The organism is Chryseolinea lacunae (genome assembly GCF_016735595.1).
GTDB classification, from domain to species: Bacteria; Bacteroidota; Bacteroidia; order Cytophagales; family Cyclobacteriaceae; genus Chryseolinea; species Chryseolinea lacunae.
On record NZ_JAERRB010000001.1, the window covers coordinates 1 to 12,976 of the forward strand.

Sequence of the window (12,976 nt, forward strand, 5' to 3'; positions counted from 1 at the left end):
TTGCCTTTAAAAATCTCCCTATAGATTCAATGATGATCTCAGCATCGGCTCCGACCTTAACAAGATCAATGTCCGATTCAGTCACCGAAGTATTGACCTGAAAACTTCCGTATTGTTCAAGGATCAGGATCGGCATCCCAGGATTGGCCATGCTACCTGCATCTGAATTCTTTTGTACGACCACGCCGGTAAAGGGTGCTCTAAGATCCGAATAGGCGAGCATGGCGTCTGCCTCATTCTGCATTTGACGAGCTGCCTCCGCTTTTGCCTTTACCGAGTTGTAATTGAGGGTTATGTTTTCCAACTCCTTTTGCGAAGCACTTTGTTGCTTGAAGAGTTCGGTATAGCGCTCATAGTCCTTTTGTGCATCGCGCAGCGCCGCTTCAGTTTCCGAAACTATGGCGCGCGCCTGCGCGCGTTTGGCAAGAATGTCGTCATTGCTGATGGTAACCAGCAGCTGTCCCTTTTTCACTTCATCGCCAGGTTTTACTTTGATGTCCGTTATGAAACCCATCATACGTGTACTGATCATGGCCGTTTCACCGGACACAACCTGCCCGCTACTCTGAACGGAGTGGACGGACTGTTTTCCTGCCGTGGTCACGGTCACGGTTACGGGCCTATCCTTTTTCCCATCGTCTTCCCGCTGATCATGCGAACAGGAAGAAAGAATGACAAGAGATACAAAGGCAAGGTTAACAGTGTGAATATATCGTTTCATGGTAATCGTTTATTTTACGGATGTCGTGGTCAAGAAAAGCCGGTACGCGGCGGTTGTATTGTATTGATAAATAGCCTGCGCGAGCAGCAATTTTTGTTGTGCGAAAAGGGATTGTGACTGTAATACATCATTCGTTGTCACCAGCCCTTGCTGAAATCGGTTTTGAACAATGCGAAGGGCCTCCGCCGATTGACTGGCGGCAATTTCCTGTCGCTGTATCGCGAATAGAGCGTCCTGCAATTGGCGTGCAGCCTTGTTCAGCTCCAGTTGAGCCTGCTCCTTTTGCAGGGCGAGTTGCTCCACCGTCTTATCCCGTTCGATGCGTTGCTCCGAAATTTTATTGCGGGTAGTTGTGCCATTAAATAGTGTCCATGATAGCTGTGCGCCCACCAAATAAGAATTAGACCCAAAACCGAAAGCCTCACGGTCGTTGATCATATACTCGCCAAAAGCATTTAGTTTCGGCAGGTACGCCATCTTACCGGAACTGATCATTTTTTCGTGAGCGGTCACTGCAGACTGCATGGCTCTGAAATCGGCGCGATCGACAGGTATCTCTGCCGGCGTGTTGTCGATCGGTGTTATGCGGGCAATGGAGTCAACCTGATAAATGACACCTGCTTTAGCGCCCATCAACAGCCCCAGGTAGTCAGAAGCATTTTGAATATTGCTTATTGCTTCGGCCAGCTTGTTTTCGGCAGACTTTACCTGAACCTCAACCTGCAGGACATCTGACTTTTGCAAATAGCCTTTTTCGAAGCGATTAGTAGTGGCTGTATAAATTGCATTAATGGTTTGAACGGCATCCTTCAAAACACTTTTGGCCTGATGTGCCAGTTGCAACTGTGCATAAGCTCTTTGCACTTCGAAAGACACGTACTCTTTAGTGCGTTTTGTTTTAAACGCATAGGCCAGTTGTTGCTCCTGCGCGGCCTGGCGCATCGCCCACATATCCAGGTTCAGGATGGGTTGAAGCCATTCTGCCTTCGTCACAAAATTTTGTGTAGCCGATGGTTCGTTTAGCAAAGACGGATTAAAGTCATTCTGGGTAATGGCCTGTTGCTGGAGTTTAAACCCAAAAGCATTTAACGGGTTGTTGCTGCTCATGCCAGTATAGCTGAGTTTGATTTGCGGTAGAAATACCGCGTTGGTTTGTCCATACTTGGCTTCCGCCGCGGCTTCATCGAGCGTTGCCAGATGTATCTCCTTGTTGTTTTTGAGTGTGGCCTCCAATGCCTGATCCAGGGACAGCGGCGCGACCTGACCTTGGACTGACAGGGCGCATAGAATGCTCCAGACCAGTGTCCCCAATACTACTTTGTTCATGTGTCATAGAATTTGATACAAAAGTAGCGGGAGGGCAAGCCCCGGACTGTGACTTGGGTCACGTTCAGATTTTTTTTACTATTTTTTACAGGTGCCTGAGAAGATGAATCCGCCCTACCCTGCTATTTACCAAGGTAATGCTTCAATATTTTGCTCCTGGATGTTTGCCGAAGACGGCGAATACCTTTTTCCTTGATCTGTCTCACGCGTTCCCTGGTAAGACTGTACATATATCCTATTTCTTCGAGGGACATGACGGGACGATCGTTGAGGCCATAATAATGGGAAATAACATCGGACTCTCTTTGCGTCAATGTAGATAGAGAGCGCTGCACATCACGGCGCAGGGAATTATCGATCAGCGTCGAGTCGGGAGTATCCTCCGAATCATCTGCCAATATATCAAGCAGACTATTTTCCTCGCCCTGTACAAACGGGGCATTGATCGAAGTTTGACGTGCTCCCATTTGCACGGTGTCTCTAACCTCTTCCGGGGCCAGTTCCAGAGCCTCGGCCAGTTCCTCCGCAGAAGGGTCGCGCTGGAATTTTTGTTCCAGGGTGGAGAATGTCCGGTTAAGTTTGTTAAGGGAACCTATCCTATTTAAAGGAATTCTAACAACCCTGGACTGTTCGGCAACAGCCTGCATGACGGATTGCCTGATCCACCAGACCGCGTAGGAAATGAATTTGAAGCCGCGGGTTTCATCAAATCGCATCGCGGCTTTCACCAATCCGATATTGCCTTCGTTGATCAGATCTCCCAAAGACAAACCGAGATTTTGATATTGTTTAGCTACCGAGACCACAAACCTGAGATTGGCCTTTACCATCTTTTCAAGAGCGGCCTGGTCACCGGCCTTGATACGTTGTGTCAGCTTCACCTCTTCATCGGCCGTAATAAGATCAACTCTTCCGATCTCCTGTAAATATTTGTCCAACGATTGAGTCTCACGATTCGTGATCTGCTTGGTAATTTTAAGTTGCCTCATGTTGTTTTTCTGATTTTTTTAATGGACCCTGTGACAGAAACTGAGTACTGTTCGTTTTTCGGGTGCCCTTAAGGTCTTTGAAGTTTCTGGAACATACCGATGGCGATATCCATATTTTGTCCGGCTTTTTCAGACATACCCTCCATCTTTGCCTGATAGAGGGTCTTACTCATGACAATGATGAAGCGCTGAATGATATGGCCGTTTATGTTCCTGGACTTCAGCCGCTGAATGGAGCGATCAATTACATTTTCAATCTCGTTCTCATCCGAAGCCAATTTGATCTGGTTGAGAATGGTCTGTCTGAAATGGAGCATAGCGTTTAAAAATATTGTACGAAGCCATTTCGGCTACCGAAACCAACTCCTCCTTGCGATAGGAGCCGCTATCCAGCCCTTCCTTCAGTTCTACGAAAGCCGTTCAGAGTTGACTCCACGTCCGAAAACGTGTGTACTGCTGTTCGAATAATTCTGAACATGAGAACAGGCGCTGGCGTGGTATGTGAGTCACCTGTTTTCCTTCAGGCGTGCTTTCATGGCCTCATAATCCTTTCCCTTCTAAGAGGGCAATTTAGGACCCATAGAAATATATAATATTGAAAATGCTCAAGCATCTTGTTGACTTAAATCAATACTTATATTGATTTGATTGACGAAAATTGACACCTTTATCCCATACCAGTGCACAACGATGCCTAGAAATTTCCTAACCGAAAACGCGCGACTCAAAACGGACCAACTCTTTGAAAGCCTTACAAAAGCGGAACAGGAGTTCCTGACGGGAGCCGGCGTAACTCATCACTACAAGAAGGGAGAGATTATTTTCAGAGAAGGAGGCATTCCAACAGGAATATTCTATGTAAAGGCAGGAAGGGTAAAAAAGTACCGGACTACCGCTAAGGGAGGGGAGCAAATATTCTATTTATGTGGCAAAGGAGAATTGATAGGCTATCATGCACTCTTGAGCGAAGAGTTCTATCCAGACTCGGCTGCCACCACTGAGGACGCCCAAATCACCTTTGTGGCTAAGGATGATTTCTTAAAGGTACTACGTAATTCAACGGTACTCTCAAACACTTTATTAAAAGCCCTTGCCCATGAGTTCAGCGTATACATCAATAGCATCACAAATCTTGCCACCAAGTCAGTACGAGAAAGACTTGCAATCAATTTATTAATGCTCGACGAAAATTTTAAAGCCCCCACCCGATCGGATGGGCCGGGTGAAATAAAACTTTCACGAACTGATCTTGCCAATATGGTTGGAACAGCGAAGGAGACATTGGTCAGACTGTTACAGGATTTCGGACAAGCCGGCCTCATTGAAAAACATGACAAAATAATCAAAATTATTGATCGACCAGGAATGGCAAAAGAAGCCAATCTGATGGGATTGAACTTGAAGAAATCTCAACCATAACGAATGCTAAATTGAATATTGCTTGCATGGCAAATTTGTTTACTCCAAACATTTGGAGCACCGACCGGAAAAACAATCATTAATAATGCATTGCAGCAAACTCGCATCACCGGCATACCCACCTTCCTCGCTTAAACCGAAACGCCAGTTAAAATTACTGGGCTCCGGCCATAATAGCATCAATCGTACGTTGATCTTTTACGGTAAGGTTTGACCTATCCAGCGCGGCGCCTGTATCCCACCAAAATGGGACCATGCCATTTGTCCTTGCCTGCTTAGTTACAAGCGTTATCCAGTAATCCACAGCGTTGTTATGTGTTACCAGATCCTTAGGCTCGTTTTTCTGACCATCTCTTCGGTATGCACCGTATTCGCCAATCAAGACAGGAATACCTTTATCTACAAACGCCTCCTTCACGAGCTTGAATTGGTTAAGTTGCGCAGCTTCGTTTCCCCAATCCCAGGCTTCTAAAAAATTACGATCCGGCTCTATGGAGGACTGATAGTCTTTACCCCAGTAGTAGGCCATTTTACCCCAGCTCACGTCTTCCGCAAGAAAGCAAAACTGTGACGGCGAATAGTTATGCACTTCCACCATCAAGCGATTAGCCACCGGGTCCTGAGGAAGTTTGCTCATCAGTTGAGGTGTCAATGTCATGGATGTCGAAGGTCCCTGCAGAACAAGAACACGGTAGCTGTTCCTTCCACCTGTCGACCGAACAGCGTTAATAAACGTCTGGTGATACGATGCTAAAACTTCTGTCTTCTCCGCATTATCAGCAGCCGGTTCATTGGCACTGGCAAACATGAGATGCTCATCAAAGTCGCGCATGGTGGTAGCGATTTGCTCCCATAATGCTTTTTGCTTAGCATTGACAGAATCCTGCTTTACTTTACTAATGTTATTCTCCAGCCAACCACCATCCCAATGGATATTCAGTAAAACGTACACATCATTGTTCACACAATAGCCAATCACTTCTTTAACCCTGTTGAGCCATGCCTGATTAATACGCGCGGTTTTCGTGTCGTCCAGGTGATGCCAATCCCACGCACAAGGAATACGAATGGCGTTAAAGCCATTCGCCTTCACAAACTTCACATAGTCTTCTGTGATTTGAGGATTACCCCAACCGGTTTCACCACCAGACGCCTCCATCGTATTCCCTATATTCCAACCCAGTTTCATTTTCGCTGCAAGTTCAACAGCGTTGCTACCCATGCCTGTTGCATCGGGTGCTTTAGGCGATGTATTGTAAGATGGATATATCGTAGGCTTCTGAGAAATCGAAAGGCGTCGGGCCTGACCATTGTTCGAGTTGATTGTCAAAACACTGGAGCGTAAACTACCCGTGGAATTTCTATTTACAGTGATTTTAATCGTAGTGCTGCCGCTGTTACCGGACGTTTGGCTCAATTCCAACCAAGTATCAGCAGCATTCGTAATGGTCCAGCGATCGTTGGTGGCGATAGAGAATTCCGATGTATCACCCTCCGCATCAAGCGCAAGCTCCAGTGGCGTTACCGTAAGTTCAGGTGTTACATCATCTTTCTTACAGGATATAAAAAATACAATTGTGATAAAAAATACCAGAAATTGAAATCGACAGCTAATCTTCATTTTTGTTGTTTTTTTATTATAAACGTTTCTTGTTATTGAAAGAAACCTGCAGGTTTCTTTCGGTTCTCGATCATATCAATTTTCCTATTTGATTTTTACAACTCTGATATTGTCGACAGCTGCCTTTAAGCTGGTGGCTGAATTTGAGCTGGCTATGTTCATGGTCTGAATGGCAAAACCACAGCTTTCAGTATTCCCCAAAAGATCTTTTAGGTCAGTTGGAGGAATTGTACCTCCCCATCCCTTTCTGAAAAGGGAAAACGGAAGTGTTATTGTTTGCCATCCTTCGGTTTTAAACTTGAAGGTTTTTCCCGTTGCATCTTTCCACGGCTCATAAGTGATCTTGTAGTCATTGTTTTCACTTGAAACGAAAAGTGAATTACCATTCCATGCGGCAGGCACATTGATCTCAAACTTAACAGCCCACAAGTCAAGAGCATCAGCTTCATTTGCAGCTGGAATCCATTTCACTTTGTCAAGAATGATAATGCGTCCACCGTTCCAAGCTTGCCAATCCCAGGGAGGAACGATGTCGTTTTGGAGGACTGCATATTTACCCTTGTTGCCTGGAAAGTCAGCACTATTATCCGACACCGTTGCGCCAGAACCACCCCAGCCTATAGGACTTATGTCATCAAAGTTGCATAACGCTCCAGTGGTGGCATCATTAACATTGAAAATTGTTTTGAACTTTCCGCCAGGTGTTGCTACCATGAACGGCCCACTTTTCGTCAAATTTGGCACAACAAATTTCAGAGTACTTCCATCCGGTGAGGCTTCAAAATCTGAAATCAATGTTCCTCCAAACTTTAAACTGTCTATTGACACAAAATTGTAGCCTTGAACGTAAACGGTAGATCCCTCACTCGGATTTTCACACGAAATATTGGTAACCAAAGGAGGGCCTATAATTCCTATATGGAAAGCAACAGTTCCCAGTGGTGTAGTGTAGTTGATCATATTGGCAAGTGTTATATCCGCGTTTGAAAAATCGGAGGGCACCTGCACGATCGCGCTCGAGTCGGTATACACGACACTGGATAAATCAGCTTCAACACCTTGAAATGTAATTTGTGTAGCACCTTTAAGGTTATATCCAACTATATTTATTTGTTGATCGGGAAAGATTGCATCAACAATTGCGTCATCGGGGGAAGCTGCATTATTCCTTATGTGAGAAACAATCGGTGCACCAGTGACATTAATTTCGAAGGAAGCCATGCCGGTGCTGTTGGCGACCGTAATTACATTCAGCTTATCTTTAGGAACGGATGGAAATGGTATGGACGGAACTTGTATAACTATACTCTGATCGGTGGAGTACGTAGAATTGATCGTAGCAGGAATGCCACCAAAAAGCACTTGAGAAACGTCACTTAAATTGCTTCCCATGACAACAACCCACTGCCCTGCTTGTATGGTTTGTACTACGGTGTCATCAGGCGATGCAGCATAATTTCGGATCTCGGTTATAACAGGCACACTTACTTCGTCTTCATCTTTGCAAGCAGACAACACGAAGGCTGCCGTCACGCCACAAAGCAAAGCGTTATATATATAGGTCAATAATATTTTTTTCATATATACTTTAACTATTTAAATGAATAAGGAACAGGAGGTTCTGCCAATTTTGGATTTGCCGTTACCTCAGAAGGAGGCAACGGAAACCTGAATGTACCAGCAGATGCATCGGTAATATCTCCAAAGGGATTGCCTTGCGTTGCTGTATGCGTGTCTGCGTTATAGGTGAATGTGACACGTCTCTCTTTTTGATCGTTCAGGAAATCAATAGCCTTTTTGCTATTATAGTAATAAAGCCTTACAAGGTCATACCAGAAATGGCCTTCCGCTGCAAGCTCAATTCTTCTTTCCTTAAACAACATATCAGCCGTAAGTTTGTCCGTTGCATTGTTTAGTGTATCTAGACCAGCTCTCCTACGAACTTTGTTAAAGTACTTAATCGCTTCCATATCTACTGTTTCGGTATCGTTGCCCATAATAGCTTCGGCATAAAGAAGGTATACATCGGCAAGCCTTAACAAAGCATTATGTTCTGGAGACGAAGTGTGCGTCATCGTTGGTGAACTGTTGTCAGCCCTGGTACCAACAATGTGTTTCTTTAAACCGGCATCACCCGCGTAGGTAAAACCACCCCCGGCAGCATTTAGCTCAGGGTAGTTATCACCCCTGTACATAAATGTTGCTTTGCGTCTTATGTTATCTCCTTCCGAATATTGAAGATACATATCGTATGTTGGGCTGATACTAAACCATCCAGCAGTTCCGCTCGCCGATATCTCCTGCCCTCCCGACGAGTAAAGCTGTAGCATGTTTCCGCTTAACCAGTCCGAAGTACTGGGATGCCATTGAAGGGAAAATAATGATTCCTGGTTGTCGTTGTACTGCGTCTTGAAAAGATTCGAATAGCCAGAAGGATCGATTACGAGCTTGCCCTGACCATCGAACGAAAAACCCAACAGCATTAAACCGCTGCCGTTACATACATTACCTGCATGTAGTTTGGCAAGATCGAGGAGTGCCTGATCACGCTGTCCAATACCCGGTGATTTAAGCGCTGCCCACGTCAAATATACTTTTGCCAGCATACCTTGTGCTGACCAGGTGGTAGCCCTTCCTTTATCTGCTGCGGGAAGATTCCTCGCTGCAAAATTCAGATCGTTTACAATAAATTGATATACGTCATTGACTTCATTTCTCGGTACCAGCGGTGACGTAACCAGCAAGGTATTATCTTCAATGATTGGCACATCTTTCCACAATACGGCCAGATTGAAATAGGCATACGCACGAATAAACCTTGCTTCGGCGAGCGCTGCGTTTTTTATGGCATCGGAAATCGTGCTGGGCGATTTTTGTGTAATACCATTAATCGTGGCATTGCAATGCGCAATTACCTTGTACATCCCTTTCCAGGTGGCGGTGAGGCCGCCGTTTGCGTCCGTCACTGAGAATGTGTTGAACTGAACCGCATCGCCGTTATAGCCCAGCACCATGTTTCCGCTCAACACATCGCCCACCGGCAGATAAGCCGCATACGTCCACTCGCCCCAAGGGCCTCCCGAGTATAATGCTGCCGTTGCCAGTCTTAGTTCGTCAGGAGTCAGATAAAAGTTATCGGCATTTAATTCTGACAGTGAGGGACGATCCAGAAAATCATCGCTGCATCCTGTCACTAACAGTATTGCAAAAAGTGAAGTGTATAATATTGTACTGAATGATTTCATAGTCATACATTTTTGATTCATGGTAAAATTGCTGGCGTTCTTCTTACTTAGTCAATTGAAGATTTGCCCCTATTGTAAAGACGCGCGGTTGTGGATAGTAACCGTTATCATACCCTGCACTCAGCGCATTCCATGAACCGATTTCAGGATCGATACCACTATACTTCTTTATCAGAAATGCATTGGATACATTGACATATACCCGTAGAGAACTGATGTGCGCTTTTTGCAGCAGTTTCTCTGATAAAGTATACCCTAAGGCAATAGTCTTGCAGCGAACGAAAGATCCGTCCTCCAGGTAGCGATCGGATGCTCTGTCATTGCCATTCGTGTTGTCATTTCTCAGGCCTGGTATTTTAGTGTCAGGATTTACAACGTATACATTGCTGGGGTCTGAAGCAGAACCGGACGGATCGACAAGGGCAAGCTTCGCATAGTTCTTCAAGGGCTTGAAATAACCGTAGCTGGTGCCGGGCGACTCACCCTCAATGCGCAGTTGATTATATACCTTGTTACCAAGGTTGGCGGTGAAGAATATATTCAAATCAAAATTCTTATAGGTAAATGAATTGTTCAGACCGAGTTGAGCCTTTGGAATTGGAGAGCCGAGATAAGTCTGGTCGGCTGTAGTAATGATACCATCACCATTCAGGTCCTTAAACTTCAGGTCGCCATACCAGATACTTCCCGATGCCACCCCAACCGGATACATCTCACCCGCACTGTTAACAGGCCGGGCATGGGGCTTGATTCCGTTCTGTTCATCACCGAAAAATTCGGTCGGTGATGCAAAAACGCCTTCTACCTGGTAACCATAGAATTCACCAACAGACCTTCCCTCAACGGTTTTACTATTCGACACCATTAATGAAGCTCCGTCCGTATTAAGCTTAATGATCTTGTTGATATTGCGCGATACTGTTAAGTCCGTTCTCCATGAAAATTTGCTCGTCTTAACATTGGTGGAACTGATTCTGAAATCGAATCCTTTGTTGTTCATCGTCCCCACGTTTACATAGGGCGCTTCCAATGATCCAGGAGACCAGTCTGCAGCGCTGCCGCTATACATCGGCAGAGGAACCTTAAGCAGCAGGTCATCGGTGCGCCGGTTATAAAAATCGACAGAGAAATCGATACGCCAATTGAAGAGCGTTCCATCAAGACCAATTGAAGTATTCTTTGTTTTTTCCCACTTCAGACTCGGGTTACCCATAGTACGCGTTAGTTGTGCTATACCGGTTAAACCGGTAGGCACTGTCATAAATGAAGATGTATAGGAGTAATCAGGTATACCCTGGTTATTGGTTAAACCATAGGACAATCGTAGTTTCAATTCATTTACTTGTCTTACAGTCGTCAGGAATTCATTTTTGATTTTCCAGGCCAGGGCTCCGGAATACGTATTCACCCAACGATTTCCCGCTATGAATTTTGATGAACCATCGGCACGTGCATTGATGGTAAGCAAGTATTTGTCATTGTATCCAACATTCAATCGCCCGAAATATGACTCAAGCGCGCTGTGACCTTTGCTGCCGCTGTTTTTTGCTGTGGCAGGATCACCACTGCTAATCACTTGTACATTTTCGGATGGAAACGTTTCGCGGCTCGCGCTTACGTTTTCCGATTTGTTCAGTTGAGCTTCATGTCCAATCATTAAGTTTGCATTGAACTTGCCGTTGAACTCATGGGCATACGTTGCATAGTTTCTTAGTGTCGTGTAAGAGGTCTGTCCGAAATAGTAGAAACCGGTATTGTTATTGACGGACGATCTACCCATCGCTAATTTTGGATTGAACCGGTCTTCCGTAGCCGTGGAAAAGGTTCCGTTCACTTCATTTCGAAGCGTCAGGCCTGGCAGGAAGGTGATCTCTGCATATATATTCCCCAACACTTGGTTACGGTTAATCTCATCTTTATTCATCAACGCAACGGCGTACGGATTTACGGTCGGGTTAACCCAACCATTAGGATTCACATTGCCTCCCCAGCTACCATCCGGATTTGTTACAGGTACATCAGGCGTTTGTCGGAGTGCTTCTCTCACGACACTGGATACGGTAGTATTTACCTTCTCCTGAATATTTGCCAATTGAAGGCTGGTACCGATTTTTAACCAACTGGTCGTTTTGTTATCCAGGTTGAGTCGTACGGACATCCTTTTAAACCCGGAGCCGAGCGCAATTCCGTCCTGTTTGAAATGAGACACGGAGAACAGGTATTGGGTTCTATCATCACCTCCACTCACAGTGACGGTGTGATTGGTCATCGGGGCATTTCTGAACAACTCATGCTGCCAGTTGGTACCCTTCCCTAAGTATTGCGGGTTGGCAAACGCGGGCCGGGCATCAAATCCCCAACCCGGAGCGTTATTTCTTTCATTAATGAACGTAGCAAACTCCTGGAGATCCATGGTAGGAAGTTCTCTCGGAATTTGCTGAAAACCTGTGTTGAAATCGTAGGAGATGCGGGGTGTTGCCACCTTCCCTCTTTTTGTGGTTATAATGATGACACCATTCGTGGCTTGTGATCCATATATAGCTGTGGCAGACGCGTCTTTTAACACATCGATAGATTCAATTTCCCAGGGATTTATACCGGCCAGCGGATTAATGCTCTGGTTGACTGCCCCTGCCTGTGGCACACCCGCCGTTCCCCCGACAATAACGCCATCGATTACATACAAGGGGGAGTTATTCGATTGTAAAGAAGATATACCACGAATTTGTATAGAGACACCTCCACCGGGCTGCCCGGAGACTTGCTGTACAACCATGCCGGGTATCTTTCCCTGCAGGGCCTGATCGAAGGTAACGGGATTCAACTTTGTGAGATCTTCACCGGATACCGAAGATATGGCTCCCGTAACATCTTTTCGTTTCGTTTCCCCATAGCCAATAACAACTATTTCATCAAGTGACTTTACATCTTCAAATAATGTAATATCGAGCCTGGTCTGTTGGGTGATCAGAATTTCTTCACGCTTGTAGCCGATAAATGTGAATACGAGCGTTTCATCAGGGTTTGCATTAACAGAAAACGTCCCGTCAGCGTCCGTTACCGTGCCAATGGCAGTACCTTTTACAACTATACTGACGCCTGGCATGGTGTTTCCAGATACGTCTTTTACGGCTCCTGTTATAGATCGCTGCTGCGCCGTGGACTGAAGGCACCCTAGCATCAGGATCAATACAGAAATACCTAAACATCTGTAGAGTTTCTTTTTCATATGATTTAGTTTAGAGGTTAACGTTTACCGACTTGACCCGGAAACGAGCCTATCGGACCAGTTGGGTCCGCATCGCTAACGATTTCTGAGTCGCTGTCCTGTAATCGTTTGCGGTAAATTTACGGTGGGATGCCCGCTATGGACGGTATTGATTCGTCTTGGACACGGGGATATAGAGTCTAAGCGGGTATTCGAAAGTCTCGAAAGTGGGTATTATTTGATGGGTGCAATTCGTATTCTTAGGGAGCTACGGCATTCGCAACTCGCTTTACACCATAGAAATGATCAGTATAAAGATGGAAATGATCAACACATACATGGTCATTTCAATAAAAAGCAGCATTCTTAGTTTTCGCTTCAAACCGGAATATTTTGTTCAGCAAAAATAGCCAGACGCCATTCCGGCGAGCGTAACAAATCATCCTA

General features: G+C 45.4%; 9 protein-coding genes. 1 reads left to right on the plus strand and 8 read right to left on the minus strand.

All coding sequences use genetic code 11. From position 1 onward, the window contains the following. The 4 genes from JI741_RS00005 to JI741_RS00020 form a co-directional block, all read right to left on the minus strand. Positions 1 to 721: efflux RND transporter periplasmic adaptor subunit (locus JI741_RS00005; RefSeq protein ID WP_202006554.1), on the minus strand; the 721-nt coding region annotated here is incomplete at its 3' end. A gap of 9 nt (positions 722 to 730) precedes the next feature. Next, entirely contained in the window at positions 731 to 2,047 is a 1,317-nt protein-coding gene (locus JI741_RS00010) for a TolC family protein (protein ID WP_202006555.1), read from the minus strand. A 122-nt stretch (positions 2,048 to 2,169) separates the two neighbouring features. Beyond that, a complete protein-coding gene (locus JI741_RS00015) occupies positions 2,170 to 3,036 on the minus strand; it encodes a sigma-70 family RNA polymerase sigma factor (RefSeq protein WP_202006556.1) in 867 nt (288 codons plus the stop codon). Between the two features lie 68 nt (positions 3,037 to 3,104). Then, entirely contained in the window at positions 3,105 to 3,353 is a 249-nt protein-coding gene (locus JI741_RS00020) for a hypothetical protein (protein WP_202006557.1), read from the minus strand. Positions 3,354 to 3,726: 373 nt separating this feature from the next. On the opposite strand from JI741_RS00020, the gene JI741_RS00025 reads away from it, so the two are divergent. Next, entirely contained in the window at positions 3,727 to 4,455 is a 729-nt protein-coding gene (locus tag JI741_RS00025; protein ID WP_202006558.1) for a Crp/Fnr family transcriptional regulator, read from the plus strand. A 154-nt stretch (positions 4,456 to 4,609) separates the two neighbouring features. On the opposite strand, the gene JI741_RS00030 is transcribed toward JI741_RS00025, so the two are convergent. The 4 genes from JI741_RS00030 to JI741_RS00045 all read right to left on the minus strand — a co-directional run bounded on the left by JI741_RS00030 (position 4,610) and on the right by JI741_RS00045 (position 12,550). After that, on the minus strand, positions 4,610 to 6,076 hold the full coding sequence (locus tag JI741_RS00030; protein ID WP_202006559.1) for a cellulase family glycosylhydrolase: 1,467 nt from the start codon (positions 6,074 to 6,076) through the stop codon (positions 4,610 to 4,612). An 84-nt stretch (positions 6,077 to 6,160) separates the two neighbouring features. After that, on the minus strand, positions 6,161 to 7,657 hold the full coding sequence (locus JI741_RS00035) for a glycan-binding surface protein (protein WP_202006560.1): 1,497 nt from the start codon (positions 7,655 to 7,657) through the stop codon (positions 6,161 to 6,163). 11 nt (positions 7,658 to 7,668) lie between these two features. Beyond that, a complete protein-coding gene (locus JI741_RS00040; RefSeq protein ID WP_202006561.1) occupies positions 7,669 to 9,321 on the minus strand; it encodes a RagB/SusD family nutrient uptake outer membrane protein in 1,653 nt (550 codons plus the stop codon). Between the two features lie 43 nt (positions 9,322 to 9,364). Beyond that, on the minus strand, positions 9,365 to 12,550 hold the full coding sequence (locus tag JI741_RS00045) for a SusC/RagA family TonB-linked outer membrane protein (RefSeq protein WP_236675800.1): 3,186 nt from the start codon (positions 12,548 to 12,550) through the stop codon (positions 9,365 to 9,367). Between the last annotated feature and the right edge of the window lie 426 nt (positions 12,551 to 12,976).

Bases quoted from the DNA above. Each gene is read 5' to 3' on its own strand.
- JI741_RS00010 (WP_202006555.1), bottom strand. From the start codon at position 2,047: ATGAACAAAGTAGTATTGGGGACACTGGTCTGGAGCATTCTATGCGCC.
- JI741_RS00015 (WP_202006556.1), bottom strand. From the start codon at position 3,036: ATGAGGCAACTTAAAATTACCAAGCAGATCACGAATCGTGAGACTCAA.
- JI741_RS00020 (WP_202006557.1), bottom strand. From the start codon at position 3,353: ATGCTCCATTTCAGACAGACCATTCTCAACCAGATCAAATTGGCTTCG.
- JI741_RS00025 (WP_202006558.1), top strand. From the start codon at position 3,727: ATGCCTAGAAATTTCCTAACCGAAAACGCGCGACTCAAAACGGACCAA.
- JI741_RS00030 (WP_202006559.1), bottom strand. From the start codon at position 6,076: ATGAAGATTAGCTGTCGATTTCAATTTCTGGTATTTTTTATCACAATT.
- JI741_RS00035 (WP_202006560.1), bottom strand. From the start codon at position 7,657: ATGAAAAAAATATTATTGACCTATATATATAACGCTTTGCTTTGTGGC.
- JI741_RS00040 (WP_202006561.1), bottom strand. From the start codon at position 9,321: ATGAAATCATTCAGTACAATATTATACACTTCACTTTTTGCAATACTG.
- JI741_RS00045 (WP_236675800.1), bottom strand. From the start codon at position 12,550: ATGAAAAAGAAACTCTACAGATGTTTAGGTATTTCTGTATTGATCCTG.